General features: G+C 55.1%; 24 protein-coding genes and 1 pseudogene. 20 read left to right on the top strand and 5 right to left on the bottom strand.

Annotation, left to right across the window (positions count from 1 at the left end):
• Positions 1-335: 335 nt before the first annotated feature.
• The 5 genes and pseudogenes from IPN69_08960 (at position 336) to IPN69_08980 (ending at position 3,378) form a co-directional block, all read left to right on the top strand.
• On the top strand, positions 336-506 hold the full coding sequence (locus IPN69_08960) for a hypothetical protein (protein ID MBK8810844.1): 171 nt from the start codon (positions 336-338) through the stop codon (positions 504-506).
• Positions 481-1,287, top strand: a pseudogene (locus IPN69_08965) (IS110 family transposase). The gene IPN69_08960 and the pseudogene IPN69_08965 overlap by 26 nt, the downstream one beginning before the upstream one ends.
• Positions 1,288-1,315: 28 nt before the next feature.
• On the top strand, positions 1,316-1,876 hold the full coding sequence (locus IPN69_08970) for an RHS repeat-associated core domain-containing protein (GenBank protein MBK8810845.1): 561 nt from the start codon (positions 1,316-1,318) through the stop codon (positions 1,874-1,876).
• Positions 1,877-2,059: 183 nt separating this feature from the next.
• Positions 2,060-2,635, top strand: a complete 576-nt coding sequence (locus tag IPN69_08975; GenBank protein MBK8810846.1) for a hypothetical protein — start codon at positions 2,060-2,062, stop codon at positions 2,633-2,635.
• A 14-nt stretch (positions 2,636-2,649) separates the two neighbouring features.
• The gene (locus IPN69_08980) at positions 2,650-3,378 is read left to right on the top strand and encodes a hypothetical protein (GenBank protein MBK8810847.1); all 729 of its coding nucleotides are present in this window, start codon (positions 2,650-2,652) and stop codon (positions 3,376-3,378) included.
• A gap of 141 nt (positions 3,379-3,519) precedes the next feature.
• Here IPN69_08980 and IPN69_08985 read toward each other — a convergent pair whose 3' ends face one another.
• Positions 3,520-3,984, bottom strand: a complete 465-nt coding sequence (locus tag IPN69_08985; GenBank protein ID MBK8810848.1) for a hypothetical protein — start codon at positions 3,982-3,984, stop codon at positions 3,520-3,522.
• Positions 3,985-4,164: 180 nt separating this feature from the next.
• Between IPN69_08985 and IPN69_08990 the strand changes: the two genes are divergently transcribed.
• Positions 4,165-4,650, top strand: coding sequence for a hypothetical protein (locus IPN69_08990; GenBank protein MBK8810849.1), 486 nt, complete (start codon positions 4,165-4,167; stop codon positions 4,648-4,650).
• Positions 4,651-4,874: 224 nt separating this feature from the next.
• Entirely contained in the window at positions 4,875-5,435 is a 561-nt protein-coding gene (locus IPN69_08995; GenBank protein ID MBK8810850.1) for a hypothetical protein, read from the top strand.
• A gap of 409 nt (positions 5,436-5,844) precedes the next feature.
• Here the strand turns inward: IPN69_08995 and IPN69_09000 are convergent, their stop codons facing one another.
• Positions 5,845-6,918, bottom strand: a complete 1,074-nt coding sequence (locus tag IPN69_09000) for a VWA domain-containing protein (protein MBK8810851.1) — start codon at positions 6,916-6,918, stop codon at positions 5,845-5,847.
• Between the two features lie 16 nt (positions 6,919-6,934).
• A complete protein-coding gene (locus IPN69_09005; protein MBK8810852.1) occupies positions 6,935-7,939 on the bottom strand; it encodes a VWA domain-containing protein in 1,005 nt (334 codons plus the stop codon).
• A 273-nt stretch (positions 7,940-8,212) separates the two neighbouring features.
• On the opposite strand from IPN69_09005, the gene IPN69_09010 reads away from it, so the two are divergent.
• The 13 genes from IPN69_09010 (at position 8,213) to IPN69_09070 (ending at position 24,562) form a co-directional block, all read left to right on the top strand.
• Positions 8,213-9,451 carry a type II secretion system F family protein gene (locus tag IPN69_09010; GenBank protein ID MBK8810853.1) on the top strand — a complete coding sequence of 413 codons (1,239 nt, stop codon included), beginning with the start codon at positions 8,213-8,215 and terminating at the stop codon, positions 9,449-9,451.
• A gap of 18 nt (positions 9,452-9,469) precedes the next feature.
• On the top strand, positions 9,470-11,152 hold the full coding sequence (locus IPN69_09015; GenBank protein ID MBK8810854.1) for a type II/IV secretion system protein: 1,683 nt from the start codon (positions 9,470-9,472) through the stop codon (positions 11,150-11,152).
• Between the two features lie 225 nt (positions 11,153-11,377).
• A complete protein-coding gene (locus IPN69_09020; GenBank protein MBK8810855.1) occupies positions 11,378-13,858 on the top strand; it encodes a hypothetical protein in 2,481 nt (826 codons plus the stop codon).
• Positions 13,859-13,862: 4 nt separating this feature from the next.
• On the top strand, positions 13,863-14,504 hold the full coding sequence (locus tag IPN69_09025) for a type II secretion system protein (GenBank protein ID MBK8810856.1): 642 nt from the start codon (positions 13,863-13,865) through the stop codon (positions 14,502-14,504).
• On the top strand, positions 14,494-14,967 hold the full coding sequence (locus IPN69_09030) for a type II secretion system protein (protein ID MBK8810857.1): 474 nt from the start codon (positions 14,494-14,496) through the stop codon (positions 14,965-14,967). Before IPN69_09025 ends, IPN69_09030 begins: the two co-directional genes overlap by 11 nt.
• Positions 14,968-15,030: 63 nt before the next feature.
• On the top strand, positions 15,031-15,948 hold the full coding sequence (locus IPN69_09035; protein MBK8810858.1) for a hypothetical protein: 918 nt from the start codon (positions 15,031-15,033) through the stop codon (positions 15,946-15,948).
• Between the two features lie 189 nt (positions 15,949-16,137).
• Positions 16,138-16,704, top strand: coding sequence for a sigma-70 family RNA polymerase sigma factor (locus tag IPN69_09040; GenBank protein MBK8810859.1), 567 nt, complete (start codon positions 16,138-16,140; stop codon positions 16,702-16,704).
• Between the two features lie 41 nt (positions 16,705-16,745).
• Positions 16,746-17,093: a DUF4870 domain-containing protein gene (locus IPN69_09045; protein ID MBK8810860.1), complete on the top strand. Its 348-nt coding sequence runs from the start codon at positions 16,746-16,748 to the stop codon at positions 17,091-17,093.
• 4 nt (positions 17,094-17,097) lie between these two features.
• The gene (locus IPN69_09050; protein MBK8810861.1) at positions 17,098-17,670 is read left to right on the top strand and encodes a zf-HC2 domain-containing protein; all 573 of its coding nucleotides are present in this window, start codon (positions 17,098-17,100) and stop codon (positions 17,668-17,670) included.
• A gap of 19 nt (positions 17,671-17,689) precedes the next feature.
• The gene (locus tag IPN69_09055) at positions 17,690-18,655 is read left to right on the top strand and encodes a hypothetical protein (protein ID MBK8810862.1); all 966 of its coding nucleotides are present in this window, start codon (positions 17,690-17,692) and stop codon (positions 18,653-18,655) included.
• Between the two features lie 712 nt (positions 18,656-19,367).
• The gene (locus tag IPN69_09060; GenBank protein MBK8810863.1) at positions 19,368-20,624 is read left to right on the top strand and encodes a hypothetical protein; all 1,257 of its coding nucleotides are present in this window, start codon (positions 19,368-19,370) and stop codon (positions 20,622-20,624) included.
• Between the two features lie 73 nt (positions 20,625-20,697).
• Positions 20,698-23,709 (top strand): carboxypeptidase regulatory-like domain-containing protein, encoded by a 3,012-nt coding sequence (locus IPN69_09065; GenBank protein MBK8810864.1) that lies wholly within the window; start codon positions 20,698-20,700, stop codon positions 23,707-23,709.
• Between the two features lie 97 nt (positions 23,710-23,806).
• Complete coding sequence (locus IPN69_09070) at positions 23,807-24,562, top strand: hypothetical protein (protein MBK8810865.1); 756 nt, start codon at positions 23,807-23,809, stop codon at positions 24,560-24,562.
• A gap of 557 nt (positions 24,563-25,119) precedes the next feature.
• Here IPN69_09070 and frr read toward each other — a convergent pair.
• Both frr and IPN69_09080 read right to left on the bottom strand, forming a co-directional pair.
• Entirely contained in the window at positions 25,120-25,680 is a 561-nt protein-coding gene (gene frr, locus IPN69_09075; protein MBK8810866.1) for a ribosome recycling factor, read from the bottom strand.
• A gap of 16 nt (positions 25,681-25,696) precedes the next feature.
• Positions 25,697-26,434: a UMP kinase gene (locus IPN69_09080; GenBank protein MBK8810867.1), complete on the bottom strand. Its 738-nt coding sequence runs from the start codon at positions 26,432-26,434 to the stop codon at positions 25,697-25,699.
• Between the last annotated feature and the right edge of the window lie 3 nt (positions 26,435-26,437).

The following is a 26,437-nucleotide window of genomic DNA, read 5'->3' on the forward strand; positions in this document are numbered from 1 at the left end:
TTTAGATCAGACCTCTTTCCCGTTATTTTGGCGTTCAGCCTAGACCGGACAGTATCCTATGACCGCGAGTCTGTATATGCAAGGATGGTCGGCGGAACGGTGTTTTGAGGTGGTGCCTTTTGATCGAATTTTGATCATCGGGCAGCGCAGCTGCCCGAACCAATCCGCTCGGCGGACGACAGGACGGAGCGCGTAGCCCGTCTCCCTCACTGTCGCCACCGGAGGTAAAAAAACGAGTGGTTCGTCAACATCGGATCACGAAGTCGACTGGATGAAAGAACAAAGCCGGAGCAGAGTGCCTCGAAAGCTTGACCGCTCCGTTTTGAGGAGGCAGTATGTCGCAGAATTATTTAGGTATTGATGTTTCGAAGTCGAAGTTCGACGTTGTTTTGCTGGTGGGCGAGAAGAGCGTCTCAAAGGAGTTCGCAAACACTCCGAAAGGAATGAAGCTGTTGCAGGGATGGCTGCGATCGCTTCCGGGCCGGAGAGGTTCACGCCTGCCTTGAGGCGACCGGCAGTTACTCGGACGGGATCGCCAATTTCCTGTACGAGGCCGGCTATTGCGTCTCGGTCGTCAACCCGTTCCGGACCCATAGCTTCAGGGATGCCAAGCTGTTGCGGAACAAGACCGACAAAGTGGACGCGGGTATGATCGCGGAGTTTTGCCGGAGCGAGAGGCCGGAGCCTTGGAAACCTCCCTCACCCCAAGTAATCCATTTGCAGGCCCTGAGCCGGCGGATAGACGCGCTCGAGGAGATGCGTCTGATGGAGACCAACCGGCTTGATACGGCGCCGAAGCAGGCGAAGACGAGCGTCAAGCGAATGATCCGCGTTCTCGAAAAGGAGATCGCCGCGCTGCGCAAGGAAGCCGAGGACCTCATCGACAGCGATCCGGACCTGAAGCAGCAGGACGAGCTTCTGCGTTCGATCCCGGGGGTTGGAAAAAAGACCTCGATGATGCTTCTCAGCGAAGTCGAGTTCGACCGCTACGACTCGGCCAGATCAGTGGCCGCCTATGCCGGAGTGACGCCGGCAAAGCAGGATTCCGGCAAGCAGATAAAGACCAGGCTCTCGAGAGTCGGCGCCGTCAGGATAAGAAAGGGCATGTACTTTCCGGCGATCGTCGCCATGACCCATAACCCGATAATCACCGAATTTGCATCCCGTCTTTCCAAACGCGGGAAGAGGAAGATGCAGATCGTGTGCGCGGCCATCAGAAAGCTGCTGCACATCGCTTACGGGGTTCTCAAACACCGAACCCCTTTTACGCCAAATCCGGCGTTTTGAGCTTGATATTCAAGACAGTATCTAAAATTTGCCGCCGCTCTGCGGCTGGTCGGAGCGGCGAAAATCATCGACCGAGACGACCGTTTTCGTCTATGATGGAAGCGGAACGCTTGTGGCGGAATACACGGCCTTGGTCGGCAACGATCCGGCCCCGGCGCCGCAGGTAAGTTATTTGACACAGGATCATCTTGGAAGCCCGCGCGTGGTGACAAACCAGAACGGCGAGGTGATCAAACGAACCGACTGGATGGCGTTCGGCGAAGAGGTCGAATTCAACAAACGGACCACGGGCCTCGGTTACGACGAGATTCCCGAGACGCGGAAAGGCTATACCGGCTATGAAAAGGACGACGAATCGGGCCTCGATTTCGCGCAGGCGAGATACTACAACCCGAAACACGGCCGCTACACCTCGGTCGACCCGCTGACCGCCTCGGCGAATGTCAGGAACCCGCAGACGTTCAACCGTTACAGTTACGTCCTCAATTCGCCGTACAAGTTCACCGATCCGCTCGGATTGATTTCACGCACGACCGGCGCAAACGGCGGAGCGTGGTGCAGCACCTGCGACTCGCACGACGGGCCCTGAGGATTCGCGGATGAAGATTCCGCGGGCCCCGCCGATTCCGGTCCGACCGAGAACAGCACGACCAATGACACCATTGAACCCGTGCCGCCGCCGCCATTCCAAATACAAAACCACCAATACTACATTGCACGAGACGGAACCATCAAGATCCAGGCATTTGACGGTCTATCGAATGAATACTATTTGGAAAGTAACCAAACTCCCGGAGAATTTGTTTACCTTACAAGTTTGACTGCGAACAACAGCTTTCTCGTTGAGTTTCCCGCAAGAATGGACTTTTTTGACAGATATAGTCCGGTTGACAAAGGCGGTAAAAACAACGGGGTTGACCACGGTACGGGCGACCACTTCGTCCGGCCAGAAGTAGCGGCGGCATTATTCGGTCTTGCGGCTGTGTTGAAGGATAAATACGGAATCACTATTTCGTTCGGCGACATGTCAGCGGAAAATGGCACGGATCCTTGGTCACGTCGTGGTGAGGATCACAAGGGACATGGACACAAATCCCGGAGCGGCGTCGATATTGACTTCAGATATATCGACAAGAATGGAAATAGTTTTCAGGGCAAGATGAATAGTTCTAAATTCAGCACGGTCAACAACCAAGCTGTGTACGATGTCGCGAAATCGTTTGGATTCACTGAGAATTTCCAAGGGACAACAAACAAATTGATAGGCGTCGCTACGGCCTCGGGGCATAACAATCACGGTCATCTTGGTTTTGATGTCAACGCGCCGAATCTCAGAAGAGTGGAATGAAAGCGGAGGCGAAAATGAAAACTGCGATTTTAGCGGGGATACTGCTTACGGTTCAGGCATGCGCCACAAATACCACCGTGAGCCAGAACGCGGGGCAGACACATTCGGTCCGACCTGTCGAGAGTCAGGCTGGTCCGACGCCCGTCCCAAAAATGAGCGAGCCTGAGCCGGCCAAACAATATGACTTTGAGGTCATGGATTCGCAAGGACTCGTGGCGGCGACCGACCGGCTTTATGAAAAAGGCAATTTTGCCCGCATCTACAACAAGGACGGGAGCGTCTGGTTTGAATTCACATTCTATACCGAAAGCCCTCGGGAATTCAGCATTGAAAAGGAGGGCTTTGCACCCTTTGTAAATGATACCGAAGAGAAAGTTGTTCTCAAGTGCATCGGTGTAAGCGGGCAATATTTCCGCGTGCTGGTGAATGAAGAAACTCGCTTGGAAAAATTCGTAAAAAGGAATGACCCGGCATTCGAATTCAAAACGTGGGGACAATATGTTTTGGAGTGTTTTGCGGTTAATTTCGACGCTCGACAAAATCCCATACGTACCAAACCCAACGGAGAAATCGTAGATCACGACGTGACCGCGGACACCAATTACCATCCCGACCGGATAGTCGGAAACTGGTTGAGAATTCGCTGGCATGACGGAAATGACGCACAGCAAAAGCCGAGATTCGGATGGATTAAATGGAAAGAAGGCAACAGGCTCCTAATTTGGTATTTTGAAATGGCCTAAACCTTCTCAAATTCGAATTAGTTTACGGCGTCTCGGTAAGCGACACACTCAAAACGAGCAAGAATAACGGTTCAACGGCCGAGAAGAATATAACGTTTTGCCGGACTTGAACCGCCGGTTCGTCTACGACGCCGAAAACCATCAGACAAAGCTCTTCGGACCGGCGAACAACCCCCGCGATTTTGGATTTTGGATTTCCGATTTTGGATTCGATTTCAGGTTATCTTGATGTGAATTCTGGACATCCCGTCTTCCCGAAGGTTCCGGACAGTTTCCTCGACCGAGACGACCGTGTTCGTTTATGATGGAAGCGGAACGCTTGTGGCGGAATACACGGCCCTGACGGGCAATGATCCGGCCCCGGCGGCGCAGGTTAGTTATTTGACAACAGATCATCTGGGCAGCCCGCGCGTGGTGACGAACCAGAACGGCGAGGTGATCAAACGCAGCGACTGGATGGCATTCGGCGAAGAGGCCTTCCGATTTTGGATTTGCGATTTTGGATTTTGGATTGCTCGGGCTTGGCGTTGTTTTATGATTCACGTGGAATCGGGCGTCGGCCGCTGTCAAACAACTCGTTGCCGGCGGTAATACAAACGCGGTCATCTCATCGGCAAGCCGCAAGCTCGGTGAGATTGAGAAATTACGGTTACGAAACACTCAAGATATGCTGCTGGATTTCGGTGGCAGAGTTGTTGGAGTCAAATAAACCGGAGGAGAAAGATGATGACGATTTGGAGATCATTAATGGTTTTTCTGGGGATGTTGATACTGATATTAGGAGCAGTGGCTGACAGCTCATACGCACAAACGCCTGCCAAGACCGACAAAACGTATGTTCAGACGGTCGTTGACTCAAAGGGGTTTGAAGTTCCTCCGGTCGGCACCGTTTTTCGGACGCAAAGCCTATCACTCGCTGTGAGCGGTTTGCAGGTGACTCTGAATGAGTTCATTTACGACGACTCGCCTTTGTTTGACTTCACCGGGTTCCGAATTTCGTCCGACGGTACGCTTTTTGTCAACAAGACAACTTTATCGGCGCGGTCGATGGTGACGTTCCGCGCCGGCGACCGGGAATTCGGGCGGCGAGTGCTTTTTTCACCGGCAGGCATGAAGAATGGAAAGATCGTTACCGAAGCATCGCTTGTTCTTGTGTACTATCTCGACAACGACGGTGACGGTTTGTTCGAGACCCGGATTACCAACAAGGGCTCGAACGAACCCGTTCCTTCCTGGGCAATACCGGATTGGGTACGAGCGTTGCAGAAATAGAAGCTAACGAGAGAAAAGTGTTTATTCAGAGTCGCAGCCCCAGGTGCGTTCGTTCTGAACGACATTAGGTTGTTTGACAGCCGAGAACGGCCGTTACACCTCGGTCGACCTTGAAGAAGATCTGTATTCACGATTCTGGTTCGCTGTTTGAAGTGCTCTACTAAGCGTTCCGATAGACGCGGAATTCGGTGGCCACTCAAAGTGATAAATAGATGGAGGATAGTATGAGGATTTGGCGTTCGGTGGCGGCCTTGTGGACTTGGTCTTTTGTGATTGGAGCGCTTAGCGTCATTACGACGACCGCGCAGGAGATGAACTCGGTTGTCAAACCAGAAAAGAGTTTGGTTAGAATTCAGAAGATCATTAACGCCAACGGGTGGGATTTGCCGCCTTTGGGAACTGCCGTTGGCTCCCAATCCAAGATCGTCGATGTGGGCGAGCTTCGGATCACACTAACTCAAACGGTTTACGAAGACTCACCGTTGTTTGCGTTCAGTACGTTTGCAAGCTCGTCCGACGGGACGCTATTCGTTAACACAGGCACGTGGTCGGTGCAATCGGTGACCACATATCGATCAGGCGAACGGCAGTTTGGTCGATTAGTGAGGCAATTTCCGGCAGTTGCGGATAATGGGAAAATCAAGACCGCTCCATTGGATTTATTGGTCTTCTATGTTGACGAAGAGGGTAATGGGTCGTTTAAGGCAATGCACGTGAACAAGGGCTGGATAGGCCCGGTTCCGCCGTGGGCAATTCCTGATTGGATCAAAGCCGATCTCAAATAGGAAGCGCTTAGCCTGTTCCTGTTCAAACCGCAGAAGACGGCCTGCGGCAGAAACGGGCTGGCCCGAAATTGCTAACTCGGATTGGCGGCGTGTACCGACTTGATCTTGAATTTGCCCCCTGACTGCAACACGCCCCGGGAATTTTCAATCAGTACGGCGAGGTGATCAAACGAATCGACTCGATGGCGCTAAGCGATTTTGGATTTGCGATTTTGGATCTGTTCGGTCCTTGCGTACGAAAGCTCAATTGCCAAAAGTCAGGAGACCAACGATGCAGCGAGCGGCCCTTTATCGATAGGGCTCTTACCCGCGCGGAGACCGAAAGAGCCGAGTGTTAGTCGGCAAGGCCGGCAGGAATCCGCGATTCCAATTCCAACGAGGTTTAGGCGCCAATCCCGATGCCGGTCGGTCAAGGCTTCTTCTGCAAGGTCGGAGCATTGCCGTCGGTGATCGCTTTGCGGCCGGATCTCGTTTGAGCGATACGCTTTTCCTTGTTCGGCCCGTCGGTGACGCTGACCCTGATGGTCCGGAACGTTCCGTCCTTATCCGTGTTCGTCGGAGAATAGCTGATCAGATATTGCGTCCGGAGTTCGCTTGCAATGTCGGCGGCGATGCCGTTGAGTTCCGTCAGAGAGTTCGGGAAATAGACCTTGCCGCCGGTTTCCTTGGCCAGCCGCTCCATAAACGCCTTTGCCTTCGCTTGCGGACTCTTGCTGATGAAGCCGCCTTCTTTGCTCAGATCGTTGACGAATCCGATCGCGTATATCTGAACATCCGACTCGCGAAGCAGATCGAACAACTGCTGTTCGTTGTAGAAACTGTCGCGGTCCTCGCCGTCGCTGACGAGGATCAACGCGCGCCTCTTCTTTTCGTTCGGATTTTTCGACTTCTCGTATTCATCGACACGCTGCGCGCCGAGGTAGACGGCATCGATGATCGCCGTTTGGCCACCCTCGATGTAGAGGTTGTCAAGAGCATCCATCAGATCGTTCTTGCTTGATGTAAATTCCTGAGCGATCTCGACTTTCTCGGAATCGACGAAACGGATGACGCTTGTCTCGTCGTCGGATTTGTTGGTGTTGACGATGATCTTGCTCGCTTCGATTACCTTGTCGAGCTGCATTCTGAGCGAACCGGAATTATCGATCACGAGCGCGTAGTTCGTCGGGACCTCCGCTTTTGAAAATGCGTCGATCTCTTGCGGGACATTGTCCTCGAAAACCTTGAAATCCTCTTTTCGCAGATTGTTGATCGGCCGGTTGTTACGGTCGATGACGCGGACGCTGAGATTGACGAGTTCCGTTTCGATTCGGATCGTCTCGTCGTCTTCAACCGGCGTCGGCGTCGGTGTCGGGCTCTTCAACGGGGTTGGAGTCGGCGTGACCGTGGTCGTCTGCGCCGAAATCCGGTCGAAGTTGAAAAATGCCGGAATCAGACCCAATCCGATCACCGGCAATAAAAGCAGAAAGAGTTTTCGTTTCATCATCAATTAAGCCCAACTATTTGAAATCCGTGACGGGCGTTGCGAAATAGCCTTCACGACCGCGAACCGTTAGACGCGGCAAACCGCGCGGGGGTTTGACCTTAACTTTCACTTTATGCCATTTCCCATCGGTTTGGAAATCGTTCGGCGTGTACCCGATCGAGTACTGGTGCCGAAGTTCAAGCGCGATGCGCTCGAAGATCTCGTCCATCTCAACATCCGTTTCGGGATAAAAAGCTTTGCCTCCGGTGACGCTCGTCAATTCGTCGAGGAACGCTTTGCCCATCATTCCCTCCGAACTCCCCGAGTCGCGCCCGTCCATAATTCCGACCGCATAGACCACGACATCGGATTCCTTCATCAGCCGCCGGACTTCGCCGAAGTTGTAGCGCGAAGAATTGTCCTGGCCGTCGCTGATGATGAGCATCGCCTTTTTCTGATGTGTGCCGCGGGTCACCTTCTCGATTCCGAGATAACAAGCGTCGTAAAGCGCCGTATTGTTTCGCGGATTGACGAGTGTCAATTTTTTCAATACCGCTTCGCCGTCACGCGTACGATCGAGCAGAAGCTGAGCGCGATTGTTGAAGGCGATCAAGAAATACTCGTCGTTCGGATGGCTGGTATTGATGAATCGTTCAAGCGCGTTGCGCGCCTTTCCGATCTTCGTTCCCGTCATCGAGTCGGAAACGTCGAACAGAATGCCGAGTGAAACAGGGGCGTCGGTATCGCTGAAATAGGTGATCTCTTGCTCGACGTTGTTGTCGAAGACGGAAAAAGCGTTCTTGCCGAGACCTGAAACGTATCGCCCATAGATGTCGGTGACCGTCAGCGTCAGCGTCACCAGATCGACGCGGACCTTGACCGTGCCTTTATCTTCAACGCTCTGGAGCTGCGGAGTCTGGGTTGGCTCCGGAGTTTGAGCATTGAAGTTCGAAACGCAGGACGCGATCACAAAGAAACTCAAAAAAGCAATGAGCGCGATTCGGGATCGGCTGACACGTCGAGATTCAATTACAACCATACATTCTCCGGTTTCAAGATTTTTCTATTCTAAGCAACGACTGGTATTTCCGCAAGATGTTTTTTGGATGTAAGGATGCCTGCAGAAGTTGTTCCGTTCGGCTGGTTTTTTTCTCAAGTTCCGGCGCAACCTTCTCCGCGGAAATGCGTGATATAATTCGGTTTCGGATTTTGGACCAGTGAATTCGGATTTAATCTCAACGGCGACGCGGTCGTTCAATGGCGGCCACGAACCCGGCAAATCCGCGATCCGAAATCTCAGATCCCAAATGCTATGGCTGAATTTATCTGTCGATTGGGGACGCCGTCGGGCGAGGTAATGACGCGGGTCGTCGAGGCCGGCGGCGCGTCCGAGGCCAAGGACCAGCTTGAGAGCGAAGGGTTTCGCGTGTTCAAGGTCGAAAGCGCCGAAAAAGGTCTGTCGGCCGTTTTCAGCGGCGGACGGGGTTCCAAGAACCGCGTCAAACAGGGCGATTTTTTGCTCTTCAACCAGCAACTGTCGGCGCTTCTCCGCGCCGGAATTCCCGTGCTTCAGTCGATCGGACTGCTGAAAAGGCGTTCGGCTTCGTCGGCGCTTCAGAAAATTCTCGCCGACGTCGAAGAGAAGATCAAAAGCGGCGTCTCGCTTTCCGAGGCATTTGAATCACAGGGAGTTTTTCCGAGAATCTACACCGCGTCGCTGCTTTCGGGCGAAAAGTCGGGGGCGCTCGACGATGTGCTCTCAAGGTACGTCGATTATCTGAAACGCAGCGTCGGAGTCAGCCGCAAACTGCGGGGCGCGTTGGCTTATCCCGCTTTTTTGCTGACCGCCGCGACGTTTATGGTGGCGTTCCTGACGCTCTACATCATTCCGCGGATGTCGGATCTTTTCAAGAATCTGAACACCAAGGCCGGGTTGCCGACGGTCACGGTCGTCGTTCTCGCGGTTTCTTCGACGCTCGCGACGAACATCTGGTGGCTCTTGCCGCTGGGGATCGTCATCGGAATCGCGCTTTATCTCTGGCTTCGAACGCCGAACGGAAGATTGGTTCTCGACAAGTTTTTGCTGAGGCTGCCGTTGGCCGGGAACTTGATCCGGCAAATGACCGTAGCCCAGCTCGCGCGGTCGCTTTCGACGTTGCTGTCGGGCGGAATCACGGTTCCCGACGCGTGGGACATCGCCTCGCAGGCGGTCGGCAATCTCGAACTTCGCCGCCGCAGCCAGGGCGTTCTTCCGCTCATCCGTGAGGGCCGCGGATTTACGGAAGCACTGACGCAGGCCGGCTGGATGCCGGAACTCGCGCTCGATATGGTCGGGATCGGCGAAGGCTCGGGAAGTTTGCGCGAGATGCTCGACGAGGTCGCCAACTTCTACGATGCTGAAGCCGAGGTGCGGATGGAACAGTTGATGACGCTGCTTGAACCGGTGATCCTTGTGCTGATGGCGGTGATCGTCATCGTGATCTTGCTCGCGATCTATATGCCGATCATTCAAACGATCTCTTCCGGACCGTTCAGCGGCCGTGGAAAGTAGGCGTCCAAACGAATCAAAATGAACCAAACGAACGACACAATTCAAACGAACACCTCGTCGCCGAGGATCGAACTGTCAGATTTCCTTGAGAACGAACCGCCCGAGGTGATCGAGGCCAAGGCATTGGCGCGTCGCTATCGGCTGCCGTACATCGATCTTTTGCCGCCCGACAAGACTTCGCCGATCGACTATGAGGAACTGGCGCATATTCCGGTCGATATGATGCTCAAGAATCATTTCGTTCCGCTCAAGCGCGAGGGACGGAACCTGCACGCCGCGATGGCCGACCCGTCGAATCTCGAACGGCTCGACGAACTGGAGAACGCGCTCAACGTGCGCATCGTCCCGTATGTCGCCACGCAGGGCGCGATCGACGTCGTTCTCAAAAAGGGCGATGCGACGCAGCGCGTTTTGCAGGAAGCGGCTTCGACGTTCAAGATCTCGCTCGTCAAGGAGACCGATCAGGGCGAGGAAGTCCTCGATCTCGACCGTCTCGCGAGCGATTCGGATATGTCGCCGATCATCAAACTCGTCGACACGATCGTCTACAACGCGATGGAGTCGCGGGCGTCCGACATTCACATCGAGGCCGGCGACCGTGACGTTTCGGTCAAGTTCCGGATCGACGGCGCGCTTTATCAGAAGGTCGATCCGATCGATATCGCCTATCACCAGACGCTGATTTCGCGCATCAAGGTGATGTCCGAACTCGACATCGCCGAACGCCGGATCCCGCAGGACGGACGTTTTCGGGTGCGTTACAAAGGCCGGACGGTCGATTTCCGCGTTTCGATATTGCCGGCGGTTTACGGCGAAAACTGCGTCATACGTATTCTCGACAAGGAGCAGATCTCGGAAGAATTCAAGAATCTGAGTCTTGAGGTCGTCGGTTTCGACGAGGACGATCTGCGCCGCTTTCGGCTTTACATCAAAGAGCCCTACGGAATGGTTCTCGTCACCGGACCGACCGGTTCGGGCAAGACGACCACGCTTTACGGGGCGCTCAACGAGATCCGGAACATCGAGGACAAGATCATTACGATCGAAGATCCGGTCGAGTATCAACTGCAAGGGATAATGCAGATCCCGGTCAACGAGAAAAAGGGATTGACGTTCGCGCGCGGTTTGCGTTCGATCCTGCGCCACGATCCCGACAAAGTGATGGTCGGTGAGATCCGCGACGAAGAGACGGCGCAGATCGCGATCAATTCGGCGCTCACCGGCCACCTCGTGTTTACGACGGTTCACGCCAATAACGTGATCGACGTCATCGGTCGTTTTCTGAATATGAACGTCGACCTTTACAACTTCGTCGCCGCGCTCAACTGCGTTCTCGCGCAGCGGCTCGTGCGCAAGCTCTGCCCGGTTTGCAAGCGGGCGTACGTCCCGACAGACGAGGAACTCGCGCTTTCGGGACTCGTTTCCGAGATCAAGAACGAGAAGACGTTCCTGATGAGCGTCGGATGCGACGCGTGCAATCACACCGGATATCGCGGCCGGACGGCGATCCACGAACTTCTGGATATGTCGGATTCGATCCGCGACCTGATCCTGGCGCGTCGGCCGGGGTCGGAAATCCGTCGTCAGGCTCAGAAGGAAGGCCTTTCGAGTCTTCGCGCGGCAGCGCTCAAGAAAGTTTTCAACGGCCAGACGACGCTTCACGAGATCAATCGCGTGACGTTCGTTGAAGAAGCCAAGTAAGCGATTGCTGATCCGTCTCGCCGGATTTCCGGACGCAGGAAACGAAATCGGGAAAGAGCGGAACCGCGAACGTTGCAATTTTGGGCTAATCGTTTGAAAATAGAGTGTTTTTTGCCGCTTCGGCGCGAATCGCGAAGTTTTGAAACTTTGCCGCCCGGTTCGCGTGTAGTCTGCTGAACGATTCGCCTTGAAAAGTTCGAAATTATCTCCGAAAGAAAAGTTGCTATGAAAAAATTCGCAAATCTTCGTTTCGCAATGTGCCTCGTTTTGTTTTTCTCTCTGTTGTCGCCGACGGCGGTTCTCGCGTTCGGCGAAGGCAAGAAGTTCTTCAAAGAGGGAATGCGCGCCTCGGTCGCCGAGGACTGGGACAAGGCCGTCGAGAAATTCGCGCTGGCCGTCAACGAAGACCCGCGAAATCCGGAGTATCGTCTTCATTATCAGCGCGCGCTGTTTATGGCGTCGCAGCAGTATATGAAGAAGGGCAACGCGCTGGCCAACGAAAAGGACTACAAAGGCGGTTACGAAATGTACCGGCGCGCTTACGGATATGATCCGACGAACGAGCTTGCCAAGGCCGAAATGGAGCGTATGGCCCGTTTGTACAAGGACCAGGCCAACGGCGGAAAGGAAGAATCGAAGGACGGCGTGAAACTCGTTCCGACCAATTTCTCGCCGCAGAATCTTCCGCCGAATTTTCAGGTGCCTCAGAAACTCGAGGTTTTGACGGATTTCTACTTTCCGAACCGCGATTTGCAGGAAGTCGTCAAGGAACTCGCCCGCCGGCTCGATCTTAACGTTCTGTTCGACATCGATTCGTTCCGGCAGAAGACGAATATCACGATCGATCTCAAGGAAGTGACGGCCGCGAAGGCGCTTGACTACATATTCTTGCAGCAGAATCTTTTCTTCCAGAAGGTCGGACCGCGGACGATCCTCGTTGCCAACCAACAGCGCCGCAACTTTTTCCAGCAGTTGGTTTTGCGGACCTTCTATCTTGCCAATGCGAGCCCGAAGGACGTCGCGAAGGTGGTTCAGCAAGCGATTCCGGTTCAACAGGGCAGAACGCCGACCATCGTTTTGACCGATGACGAGACGAACTCGATCACGCTTCGCGACACGGCCGAGAACATCGAGTTGATGGAGCAATTGATCAAATCGCTTGACAAGGACCGGGCTGAGGTCGTGATGGATGTTTCGATCTACGAGGTAAACAAGAACGATCTGCTTCAGTTTGGCAACCAGTTGGGATCCGCCGGCGACAACGGCACGCTGAGAAATCTCGGCGGCGTCAATCTGCCGTTCCTGTGGAAAGGAACAACGCAGAATATCACGTCGCAGTTTCCGTTCAAGGCGGCTGACGTGGCAAGCATCGCGCTCGGACTTCCGATCAGCAACATCACCGCGCTTCAGACAAAATCGAATACGAAGCTGATCGCGTCGACGCAGATCCACGCCTTCAACAACCAGGACTCGTCGGCCCGCATCGGTCAGCGCGTGCCTGTCAGAACGGCGTCTTTCGCGCCCGTCGGAACAACCGGAAACACAAACAACAACAACTTCGTCGGCGACGTGATCAACTACGAGCAAGTCGGACTGACGCTGAAATTCAAACCGATCGTTTTCCCGAATCAAGACGTGCAGGTGGCGATGGAGATCGAATCGAAGGACGTCGCCGGTGCGAACACCCTGACCCCGATCTTCACCGAACGGACGATCAAGGGCACCGCGCGCGTTCAGAACAACAAAACGCTGCTGCTCGCGAGCGTTGCGCAGGGCGTCGAAGCCAACGGCCGTTCGGGGTTGCCGCTGCTCGGACTGATTCCGATCCTCGGACGTCTGTTCACTGCTCCGACCAAGGATAACCGTCAGGTCGACATCGTCATTGCGATCACGCCGCGAGTCATTCGGGCGCCGACGATCCTGCCCGAAGACATAATAGAGCGGCCGACCGGAAGCGTCGCGACGCCGACGAGCGGATCGCTCGAAGCGATGCTCATCCAGGACGAGATCAACGAGCAGTTGGCCGCGGCGCGTCGTTTGGGCAACACCGCGAAGGTTCAGCTGCCGGATCAGAAGATCGAGCCGATGCCGACGTACGTCAGGTCGGATGAAACGACGAACGCTTCGGTCGAGAAAACGGATGAAACGAAGACCGATCCGACCGTCGCGACGATCAAGCCGATCGATGCGACAAACGTCAAGACGCTTCCGATCAATGCGACGTCCGACACATCGGATCCTGATTCGCTCGTTCCGAAACCGATCGCGTTGCCGCTCAATCAACTCTCGCTGAAAACTCCGGAGACGAACGCTTTGACGGCGAATCTCCAGTTTTTGCCGGCGTTGCCTGAACTGAAGGCCGGAGAGAGGACGCGCCTGGCGATTCTGGTGCGCACCGCCGCCCCGTTTCGTTCGGCGGTTCTCGGACTCAAGTTCGACGACAAGAAACTCGCCGTGCGGGCCGTCGGCTTCGGCGATGTTTTCGGTGCGGAACTCGCGGGCAAAGCCGCTTTGCCTTTCCTGAATCAAAACGGGAAGATGTATGTTTCGTTGTCGTCGCCAAAGGATACGGCGGAAAATTCGTCCGGGATAATCGCGTTTATCGAGGTCGAGGCGCTCGCCGACGGCAGACACGAGATCTCGTTCGATTCGGAGATAATGACGATGCTCACGAATGACGGGCAAACGATTAGCGTGAAATTCTAGCTTTATGCGGGTCGCAAAATCCACAATTCGGGATCGCGTCTCTCAAAGCGGTTTCACACTGCTCGAACTCGTCATCACGCTGACCGTGATGTCGGTCGTCGTCCTGGCGACGATCCCGATCGCGCAGAACGCGGTGAAGCGGCAGAAGGAGATGCGCTTGCGCGAAACACTCCGGCAGATCCGGAGCGCGATCGACGAATTCAAGCGCGACACCATCGGAGCCTGCCCGCAAGGCGCGGTCACGACTTCCAACCCGACGCAGGCCGGCGTGAATATCCCTGCGGATCCGCGAAGCCGCGTCGTGATCGACGACTGCAAGATCTTCACGACGGACAATCTGGATCGTTATCCGCCGGACCTGAAGACGCTCGTCGACGGGGTCAAGGTCAAAGCCCGTGGATTGCAAACCCGGCAGGGAAGCGTTTTCGATGAAAAGAATGCGACGGAGATAAACGACAATAAGGAAGTTACAAAAGTCTATCTGAGGGAAATGCCGATCGATCCGATGACGGGCAAGGATGATTGGGTCTTGCGGTCCTCATACCAGACCAAAGATGCGTCGAGTTGGGATGAGATAAATCTGTTCGACGTGCGGACGTCATCCGACGAAGAAGCGCTAAACGGAGAGAAATACAGTGATTGGTAAGGGTTTGCGGGCATTTTTGAAGTTGAGGCGACCGGGGAGCGGTGCCCTGCGGCCAAGATTCGAAGCCGGAGACCCCAAATCCCGGTCCGAACGCGGTTTTTCGCTTTTGGAACTGATGATGGCGATCTTCATTCTGATCATCCTTCTCTCGGTCGCACTGCCCGCGTATCAGCGCAGCGTTCAGCACGCACGGGAAACCGTTCTCAAGGAGAATCTCTGGCAGATTCGGCGGCAGATAGACCAGTATTCGGCCGACAAGGGAAAACTGCCGCAGTCTCTGAACGAGCTTGTCGAGGGTAAATACCTTCGGGAACTTCCGGTCGATCCGATCCTGGAACGCGCGGAATGGAATGAAGTGATGGGCGAAGACCCGAATTCGACAGAGAATTCGCAAGGCCTCGTCGATGTCAAGAGTCTCGCGGAGGGCGAGGATTCTGATGGGAAGAAGTACGAAGCGTATTGATTCGAGGCCTACGGAATCAATGAAGGTTTGAGGCTTCGGGGAAGTCGGATTCGGTCAAAGAAAATGTTCCAGCCAAATTATCCAAAATGCGCGTTCGGCCTCGAAAGCGATTTCGTCACCGCGGTCGCCGTTCAATCCGAGGGTCGGGGTCAGTTCGGGATTCGCCAGGCGGCGTCCGTCGAACTTCCCGCGGGTCTTTTGAATCCGAGCTTTCTTGAGCGCAACATCACGGACGTCGGCGAGTTGATCTCGATCATTGAAGACGTTTGCGTCCGGGCCGGACTTGCCGGGCATAAACGTTGGTCCGTTTCACTTCCGGGAAATACCGCGCGAACATCGATCTTGTCGCTTGAGACCGAACCCGCTTCAAAGAAGGAATTGAACGAGATAATCGACTGGAAGGCCGAGAACAGTTTCGGCGCTCCGGCATCGGAACTGCGCCTTTCGCTCAAGAAGATCTCGCCGGACCGCGACGGAAAGACACGCTATTTCGCGACGGCGGTGACCCTGTCCGTGATCGACGAATACGAGTCGATGTTCGAATCCTGCGGTTGGCAGGCGGGACTGATCCTGCCGCGCGCGTTGAGCGAGGCGAATTGGCTCAACGAAAAGAACGCCGCGCGCGATTCATTGCTCATCAGTTCGCAAAGCGACGGATTCACGGCGCTTCTGCTGCGCGGAAGCGAACCGGTCGTGGTTCGCAACGTGACGTGCACCGCCGAAGAGACCGATGACGAGATCTTTCGGCTTTTGATGTTTTACAACGACCGCCTCGCGGCGGCGACGGGCGACAGTCTCGATCGCGTTCTCGTCGTCGGAAAGGGAATCGACGGCAAGCGTGTCCGGGCAATATCTGCCGAGGCTCTCGGCCGTGAACTCAACGTTCTGCGGCCAGAGGATGTCGGTCTCAACCTTCCGGTCGGAAGTATGGGTTTCGATGAACTCGCGGCACCGGCCGGCATTGCGACGCTCGGCGTCTGAAAATTGGCGCTATCGCATTTTCAGCGGAGAAACCTCCGGACATCCGAGTCCCGAGGTTTTTTGTTTGGCATCATTCCGGCGGCACCGGATGATTTCGCTTTCCGAACTGAAACTTTTTTGAAATAATAGCCGTACAAATTTGGCGTCATGACTACGAAAGCATTAGCACTACAGAAATCCGCGGCTGCCTTGACAGACATCGAACTCATCGCGAGCGCGATGCGCGGTCGCGAGGCCGGTTTCGAAGAGCTCGTGCGTCGTTACCAGCGGCCGATCACGAATTACGTGTTTCGAATGCTCAACGACTACGATTCTTCGCTCGACGTGACGCAGGAAGTATTCATAAAGGTTTACAACTCGCTCAGCAAGTACAGCTCCGAATACAAGTTCTCGACCTGGCTCTACCGCATCGCGCACAATGCCGCGATCGATCATATTCGCCGCAAGTCGCCGAATCAACAGAGTCTTGAGGCCGAGAACGGTGACGGATCATTCCAGCTGCAGCTCGAGTGTCCGAATCCGACGCCGGAACAGGAACGCGAACGGAGTGAATGGCGAACCGAGATCGCCGCGGTCGTCAAATGTCTTCCGGCCGCGTATCGTGAACTTATTCTATTGCGTCATTCGCAGGATTTGAGCTACGACGAGATCGCGGAGATCACCAACCTGCCGCTCGGAACCGTCAAGAACCGTCTTTTCCGGGCCCGCGAGATGATGCGCGAGATATTTATCGAGCGCGGTTTTACAAGGATCTGAGGAGTTAATCTATGAACTACGAAATGCAAAACCGGCCGCCGATGATGCTGACGACTCCGGAAGAACGTCAGATGGGGATGTTCCTTCACCTGTCGCAGTTGGCGAACATAGTCTTGCCGCCGGCCGGATTGGTTCTTCCGATCGTGCTCTGGCAGGTTAAGAAAGACGAAATGCCGGGGCTCGACAGACACGGCAAGATGGTCGTCAACTGGATGATCTCGTCGCTGATCTACTTCTTCGTCAGCGGTATTTTGGTGTTTGTCATCGTCGGCTTTTTCTTGCTCCTGGCGCTCGCGCTTCTGAGCGTGATCTTTCCGATCGTCGGCGCGGTCAAGGCCAACAACGGAGAGCTTTGGGAGTACCCGCTCACGATCAAGTTCTTGAAGTAGTCTAATGGAATTGGAACCCGCAAAATCTGATCGGTCGTGTCCGCGGAAACAGATCGCGGCCTACCTCGACGGCGAACTTGGCGCCGGCGACGAGTTTGACCTTGAACTTCATTTTGCGGAATGCCCGAACTGCCGGGCCGAACTAAACGAGCAGAAGCGGCTTTTGTTCGCGCTCGACGGAGTTCTTGACGAGCGGCCGGAGATCGAACTTCCGGAAAATTTTGCGAAAGTAGTGGCGACGAACGCCGAATGTCGGGTCGAAGGTCTCCGTTGTCCGATCGAACGCGGGCGCGCCTTGTTCGTCTGTTTGCTGCTCGGTGGCCTCGTTCTTTTCGGTCTCGGCGCGGATTCGGTCTCCAGTTTTGGATTTGTCGGTTCGGTTGCCGATAGGACGCTCGCGGTCGCGGCGTTTTTCGGTCACTTGCTTATGGACCTCGCTGTGGCCGTGTCGGTCATTGTTCGCTCGATGTTCCCGCAGGTGGTTTTCAAATCAGCGGTTCCGGTCGGATTGCTGGTCGTCGCCGGGGTTTTCTCGGTTTTCTTCGTCGCAAAAATTCTCAGACAAACTCGATCTTAGTTCAAGCAAAAAAAGAAACGTGAGCCAGATCAGCGCGACAATTGAAAGACTTGACGATTCGCCCTTTCAATTGCGACGGATGGCGTTCGGTGTCGTCCTTACATTACTTCTTCACGTTGGCCTTTTTGCGCAGGCCACGCAGGTTTCGACAGCCGACGGACAGGAAACTCTGATCGTCGAGGATGCGCCCGACATCGAGATCCTCGCATTCGGCAAGAACGTCATCGTCAAACAACACGCAAAAGGGGTCTTCGCATTCGGCGGGAACGTCATCGTCGAAGGCATTGTCGATGCTGACGTCGCGACCATCGGCGGATCGGTGACTCAAAAGGAAGGCGCGAGGATCGGCGGCGACGTCATCGTGCTTGGCGGAACATTCACCGCCGAAGGCAAGCAGCCGCTGCGCAATGCCGAACGCGAAACCGTCGTCATCGGCGTTTTTGAGGAAGAATTCCGGAACTTCGCGCAAAACCCGACGGCAATCTTGTCGCCGAGCCTGTCGTGGAGTTTTGTCGCCCAGCGAATCCTCTCGGTTCTGTTCTGGTTCGTCATTACGTTCGCCGTGACGACCATTTCGCCCGGCGGGATCGGTCGTGCCGTGGCGCGGTTTCAGTTGTCGAGCGCCAAGATCATCGGCCTCGGGATCGCCGGTCTCATTCTTTCAAGTGTCGGCATCGTCGTCAGCGTCGGTTTTCTGCCCGGATATCTCGGCGGGATTCTCGGGTTGATGATGCTGTTTCTTCTTTTTTCGGCGTATGTTTTCGGTCGCGTGGCGCTTCAGGTCAGCCTCGGCAAATTCCTGCAGAAGCAGTTGATCCCTGTATCGAGCCATTCTGAGACGATGGCGATTCTGGTCGGAGTCGTGGCCTGGACCGCGATCCTTTCGATTCCTTACATTTGGACGGTCGCACTGATCGTTCTGTTTTCGGCGAGCATCGGACTCGTCCTGACCGCCCGCTCCGGCAACTCCTGGCAGAATTCCTGATCGTCTGATTCCCACAGATCAACTTGAACCACGAAGGGCGCGAAGGATCACGAAGAGTTTCCTGATTCCTGTTTTCCGCAGTCTTAATCCGCTGAAACATAAACCCGGTTTACGCGTTAGAGACTTCGCGTCATTTCGCGTCGCTTAGCGGTCAGAATACAAGTGGCGACACGCGATCACGTTTTTAGTGAACTTAACAAAATACCGACCGCGAAGCGATGCTAAGACAACATCGGAATGCATTCAATTCGGGAGAATTTTCTTTCCGCTGAAATGCCGGAACATTGTTGGGTGTCCCAATGCGGAAAACAGGAGATGAACCTAGACCACGAAGCGCACGAAGGATCACGAGAAGTTTCCTGTCTTTCTTACTTTAGATGTGGTTTCGGACAAGCGCGGTAGTTTGGCGGGCGGGGCCGTTCGAACCCGGATAAACCCAAATCATTAAGGAACTTCCCGCGAAAGACGCAAAAACTACCCGAAATGCGAAGAGTTCGCGTTTTGAAGGTATTGGAGGGCAATGGTCAGGCCGGGAAGTCCGTCGATCGACTCTCACCTCGCAATCCAGGCTAAATTTACAATTCTTTACAGATTGGGTAAAACCTTTTTCCAAAAATACACGTCTGTATCCTTGAAGTCGCGTAACTTTGTTGCCGCGAGCTGCGTATCAGTGGTTCATATTTCATCGGATCAAGGAAAGGGACATATTTAAATGTTTAACAAATCGATTGCATTCACATCATTCTTAATTGTTTTGGCGCTCTCGCTTTCCGCTTTAGGGCAAGCGAGCGCGGATGTCGGGATCAAGGTCAACTTCGCGGGCGGGGAAGTCACGGCGATCGGGGACGGGAAGATATCACTTGCGACGCTCGACGGGCCGATCGAGGTCGTGCTCAACGACAAGACCGCCTTCAAAAAGATCTCGGCTGACAATCCGACGCTCAAGGCGGCGGTTGATTCGACGCTTTCGGAGATCGGTGTCGGCGACAAACTTCTGGTCACGGGCTTGGTTTCCGCCGACAAGAAGACGATCCCGGCAAAGGCTGTGTATTTGATGACCAAGGCGAGCATCACGCAGCGCATCTCGAAGGAGCAGGAAGACTGGCGGACGCGCGGGACATTCGGGAACGTCGTTTCGATCGATCCGCTGACAAACGCGATCACGATTTCGGTGCGCGGCGGGATGATGACGCCGGCTCGAAACGTGTTGGTCAAGTCCGGCGCGAAGACCGAATATATGCGCTATTCGCCGGACTCGATCGAGTTCGCGAAAGCCGTCAAAAGCAAGATCAGCGAGATCGAAAAGGGCGACGAGATCCGTGTTCTCGGCGACAAGAACGCCGACGGATCCGAAGTGGCGGCCGAAATGGTCGTCTCGGGCAGTTTCAAGACGACGAGCGGAACGATCAAATCGATCGACGCGGCCAAGGGGCAGGTGACGATCAGCGACGTCGTGACGAAAAAAGATGTAACGGTCACGATCTTGGAGACGTCTATCCTGAAGCAGTTTCCGGCGGAGATGGCGCAGCGCCTGGCGCAGTTTCAAATGATGCAGGCGGCCAGCCAGGGCGGTTTCCGTCCTCCGACGACGGGTGGACAGACGACACCGCAGACGACTCCGAATCCGCAAACGACAACTCAGCCTAACGGGCAGGCAAATCAGCAGCCGCGAACTCCGGGTCAGTTTCCCGGCGGTGGCGGCGGTCAAGGCGGCGGGATGCGTGCCGGAGTTGACGACACGAGATTTACCCTGATCAAACTCGCTGACTTGAAGGTGGGCGAAGTTATCGGCGTGCTGAGCACTAAACCGGTCGATTCGCACAAGATTCGCGCGATCAAGTTGTTCTCGGGTGTGGAACCTTTCATCAAGGCCGCGCAGGCGCAGGCGTCGATGGGCGGTGGCGGCCAGCGCGGCGGAGCAGGTTCGGGATTCACGATTCCGGGACTCGACGGCTTTGGCGCACAATAGTGTTTTTATTCGAATCGGGGCGCACATTCGTTTTTCAACGCCCCGTATTTCTTGATTAACAAGGGGATTTTATATGAGCAGATTCAAATTTTTAGCATTCATAGCCATTATGACCGTGATGACCGTTTCGTCGGTCCGGGCCCAACAGAACGGCTCGGTCGGCGGTCAGGTTTTTGACAGTCTCGGCGCGGTTGTCGTCGGCGCCAATGTCGTCGTCGTCAATTCGGCGGGAAAAGAAAAGTCGGTCATCACCAACAAGCAGGGCGAATTCCTGGTCGGCGGGCTTGCCCCCGGCAAGTACACCGTTCGGGTCATCGCGCCGAAATTCGCGATTTACGAACAGTCCGAAGTCGATGTGACGGCGGGCGCGAAGAACGAATTGACGGTCGCGCTGACCGTGCAGTCGGTGAATGAGAACGTCGAGATCAACAGCGACCAGCAGGTCGACAACGATCCGAACAACAACAAGGACGCGACGGTTTTGAAAGGCAAGGACCTCGAAGGACTTCCGGACAATGAAGAAGAACTCGAGGCGGCGCTGCAGGCGCTCGCCGGTCCGTCTTCGGGACCGAACGGCGGACAAATTTACGTCGACGGATTCACCGGCGGGCGACTTCCTCCGAAGGATTCGATCCGCGAGATCCGCATCAACCAGAACCCGTTTTCGGCTGAATACGATCGGTTGGGTTTCGGCCGGATCGAGATCCTGACGAAGCCGGGTTCGGACCGTTGGCGCGGACAGGCGTTTCTCAACTTCAACGACGAGATCTTCAATTCGCGAAATCCGTTCGCGGCGAATCGCGCCGATTCACAGACCAAGTTTTACGGCGGCAACGTTTCGGGGCCGATCGTCAAAGGAAAGTCTTCGTTCTTCTTTGACATCAGCAACCGCGACATCGTCAACGGTTCACTGCTCAATGCCACCGTGCTCGATTCGACCTTGAACATCGTGCCGTTTCAGCAGGAATTCTCGATCCCGACCAAACGTTTTTCGATCGGTCCGCGATTTGATTACGCGATCAATGACAAGAACACGCTCGTCGGCCGATACAGCTTCACTCGTGTAAAAAGCGACAATCAGGGGATCGGTGATCTCTCGCTTCCGACACGGGCATTTGGAACAACGAATACTGAGCACGAGATCCGTTTGACTGAAACGGCGGTGATCAATCCGAAAACTGTGAATGAAACGCGTTTCTCGTACGAATGGGAGAAGCGGAATCAAACGGGCGACAATACGATCCCGACGATCAGCGTCTCGCAGGCGTTCACCGGCGGCGGCGCGCAGATCGGTCTTAATACCAATCAGCAGAAGAACTGGGAACTCCAGAACTACACCACGACCTCGGCCGGATCGAAATCGGAACACGGGATTAAATTCGGTGTCCGGGTCAGGGGAGTCTCGATCAAGGACCGCTCGGAATCGGGTTTCGGCGGTACATTCACATTCCTTGGATTCTTTTCGCCCAATGATCCTTTCGATACGAATGCCGATGGCGTCGTTTCGGCCATCGAACAATACCGGGCGAAGGTGCTCGGCTCCGCGGATCCGCGCTACAATCCGACGCTGTTCAATATCACCTCGGGAAATCCGTTGGCGGATGTTTCGCAGGTCGACGTCGGCGCGTTCTTTTCCGACGACTGGCGGGTCCGTCAGGATCTGACGCTCAGTTTCGGACTTCGTTACGAGAATCAGAACAATATCAGCGACAAGATGAATTTCGCGCCGCGTTTCAGCTATGCCTGGTCGCCCGGCGCTGGCGGAGCGAAACAGCCGAAGACCGTCTTTCGCGGCGGTGTCGGAGTGTTTTTCGATCGTTTCAGCGAAAATCTGACGCTCCAGTCGATTCGTTTCGATGGAACGCGTCAGCTCAATTACGTGGTTTCGGTCAATGAGCCGGACCCGATTCGTCGCGCGGCGGCGATCGCGTTGCTCGGTCAGCCGACTTTCACGCTCACCGGCGTAACCAATGTTCCGACAGTGGCGCAGATCGCTTCAATCGTTCCGTTTTCGACGACACAGCGGACGGTGGCGAGCGATCTCAAGGCTCCGTACACGGTTCAGGGCGCGTTCGGCGTCGAAAGGCAATTGCCGTTCAGAACGACGCTCACGGCGTTCTTCATCGTTTCGAGGAACATTCATCTGCTCAGATCGCGCAACATCAATGCTCCGATTTGCGCGACGTCAACCAATTGCGACGGCTCGCTTCGCCCGAATCCGGCGCTTGGCACCATCAATCAATATGAGTCAAGCGGCGTCCTGAACCAGCAGCAGATGATTCTGAATTTCAGGACTCAGGTCAACCAGAAAATCTCGCTGTTCGGCAATTACCGGCTCGGATTTGCCAAGAGCGACACCGACGGCGCGGGAAGTTCGCCGGCTTACGCTTATGATCTGACAGGCGAGTATGGGAATTCGGCACTCGACGTTCGCCACAACTTTTTCCTCGGCGGTCAGATTACGCTTCCGTGGGACATTCGTATGAGTCCGTTCATCATCGCCTCTTCGGGGCGTCCGTTCAATATCACGAGCGGTGTGGATCCGAATGGCGACTTGGTCAACCTCGAGCGCCCGACGTTCGCGCAGCTCGCGATAAGATGTTCGGAGCGACGGATCACGGCTTCATACTGCAATACGGCGGGCAAGGATCCGAACGCGGTCGTTCCGCGCAATTACGGTCGCGGACCGGCGTTCTTCAATGTCAATCTGAACCTCAGCAAGTCGTTCGGATTTGGCGGAGAACGAGCGAGTACGTCTTCAACTCCGCAGCCGCAGCCGCAGGGCGGCGGTGATCGACCGACCGGCGGCGGCGGCGGTGGCGGTAACCGAGGCGGCGGTGGCGGATTCGGCGGCGGAATGGGCGGAATGTTCGGCGGCGGCGCCGGCGGAAGCAATCCCTACAATCTGACGTTCGGGGTTCAGATCTCGAATTTGTTCAACACCGTCAACCTATCGACACCGGTAGGTAATCTGGCGTCTTCACGTTTTGGTGAGTCAACGTCGACAGCCGGCGGCTTCGGCCCCTTCGGCGGCGGCGGCGGTGGTGGCCGGCGAGTCGAACTTCAGGCGCGTTTCAATTGGTAATCCGAAACGGCAAACTTGATCCGAGGGGCGAAAGGTAAACCTTCGCCCCTTTGATTGCGTATTGAGAACGGAATTTTCAACAAGGGGTACTGCGATAATGAAAGATATTAGATTGCTCGTGTTGTTGCTGATGCTATCGATGTCGGTGTCAGCCCAGAAAACGGAGAAGACGCCGGAGAAGGCGCCCGAAAAGGCAACGGAGACCGTTGCCGCTGCCGACCCGAGACTTGCGGAAGCGGTCGAACTTGCGCGCAAGGCGCTTGCCGCGCACGGCGGCGACAAGCTCAAGAATATGAAAACGTTGATCGTCAGGGGATCGGCCGATGTTTCCGGGTCGCCCTCGCAGACCTTTCCCGCGACGTTCGTTACGATCTACTCCGGCGACAAGTATCGCTTCGAACTGACGAACCCGTTTCAGCCGTTCAAGCAGATTTACGACGGCGAACAGACGGTTTCTTCGGTCCCGAACTTCACGCTTCCGCCGATAAATCGTTTGGGACTGCCCTTGCTTCAAAAACTTGACCAAAAGGAATACGTCGTCACGGCTCTGGCCGACGCCAAGAAGAAAAACGGATTTCGGATCACGTCGCCGGAAGGCTATTACACCGATTTCCTCGTCGACGAAAAAACCTTTGAGGTTAAAAGCTATATGTCGAGCTACACCTTCAACGATCGGACGGTGACAACCTCCGTCGATATCGACAAGCTTCGCGATGTTGACGGTGTCAAGCTTCCTGAAAAGTATTCCCAGCGCTTCGACCTTGGTTTCGCGACCATTTATTCGAACTTCAAAGCAAAGGACATCCTGGTCAACAACGAGGTCCTTGATGACGTTTTCTCGTTGGACAAATAGGAACCGAGTGAAAGCGACGAAGTGAATTGAAAGGGAACCGACGCGGAGTGTTGATCGCAGATTCCAGACCAGAAATTCCAGATTCCTGAAATTCCAGATATTCCAATTTCCGGATATTCCAGATTCGGGAGCTTTGAAGAACCAACGGGTTCTTCGTATTCGGGGCCGGGACGAGTCGGTGCCATCTGCGGTTGCGGATGGTTGAAGATCGGTTGGTATCAATACTTCGGTCCGGGAGTGCCGCAACCAACCATCCGCTACCGCAGATGGTACCGTCTCGACGCGATTGCAACGCGATGCGGGATTCCCAGTCTGGAACCCCTGGAATTCTGGAATCCAGATTCGGGAACTTTGAAAAACCTGCTTGATTGAAGCGACAGGCAATTTATGCAAGGGACGATCCGCCGTGGCAATTTATGCACGGGACGATCCTAAGCCGCGCCCGACGGATGGTCGAACCCCGGCAATCCGAAATCAGAAATCGAGAATCCAAAATCAGAAAAGCCGGTCGAGCGAACCCGACCGGCTTTTCCCATTCCAACCCATTCCAATAGGCGTCAGACGTGCATTATCTCCTGCTCTTTCGTCTTCGCCAGTTCGTCGATCTTACCGGTGAAGGCGTTCGTCATTTTCTGGACCTCGTCCAGTCCGAAGCGCTCGTCGTCTTCCGAGATCGCCTTGTCCTTGAGCATTTTCTTCAAGCCGTCGTTCGAATGATGGCGGATGTTGCGCACTGCGACCTTGTGTTCTTCAGCGAATTCGTGAACCTGCTTCGCAAGCTGTTTGCGGCGTTCTTCGTTCAGCGCCGGAATCGGAAGACGGATCATCTTGCCGTCGTTTGACGGGTTGAGGCCGAGATTCGCGGCGATGATCGCCTTTTCGACCGGGCCGAGCTGCGACATATCCCACGGCGTGATGGTGAGCATCTGCGGTTCGGGGACGGCGATCGACGCCATCTGGCTGAGCGGTGTCGGCGAGCCGTAATAATCGACGACGACGCTGTCGAGCAATCCGACCGTCGCACGGCCGGTCCGGACATTGGCAAGCTTCCGCTTGAGGTCTTCAATGACCAGTTCCATCTTCGGTTTTGTTTCGTTCAGAATTGTATCAACACTCATATATTCATCTCCAATCTCAGGCTGCCTGCCCGTCTTCACCGGTGGTCACGAGCGTTCCGATAGACAGATCGCCGCACACGGCCTTGATGATGTTGCCGCTGGATTTCATATTGAAGACCATTATCGGCAAATTATTGTCCATACAAAGTGAGATCGCCGAAGCATCCATAACCTTCAAATGCTTCTCAAGAACTTCCTGGTACGTGATTTGATCGTATTTGACGGCGTCCTTGACGATCATCGGATCGGCCGTGTAAACTCCATCGACCTTCGTCGCCTTGAGAATGACCTCGGCCCGGATCTCGAGCGCACGGAGAGCGGCGGCGGAATCGGTCGTAAAATACGGATTGCCGGTGCCCGCCGCAAAGATCACGACGCGTCCTTTCTCAAGATGCCGCTCCGCACGGCGCCGGATGAACGGTTCGGCCAACTGCGGGATGTCGATCGCCGACATCGCGCGCGTGTAAACGCCGAGTTGCTCGAGCGCGTCCTGCAAAACCACCGCATTCATCACGGTCGCGAGCATCCCGATATAGTCCGCGGCGGCGCGATCCATATTTCCGGCCGATTTCGAGACGCCGCGGAAGATGTTCCCGCCGCCGACGACGATCGCGATCTCGACGCCCATCGCCTGAACTTCCTTGATCTCGCGCGCCACGGCCTCGGCGACGTTGAGGTCGATGCCGTACGCTTGCTCCCCCATCAGGGCTTCGCCTGAAAGTTTGAGCAGCAGTCGTTTGAAAACAGGCTTCATTAC

The sequence above is a fragment of the Acidobacteriota bacterium genome (assembly GCA_016715115.1).
In the GTDB taxonomy this organism is placed as follows: domain Bacteria; phylum Acidobacteriota; class Blastocatellia; order Pyrinomonadales; family Pyrinomonadaceae; genus JAFDVJ01.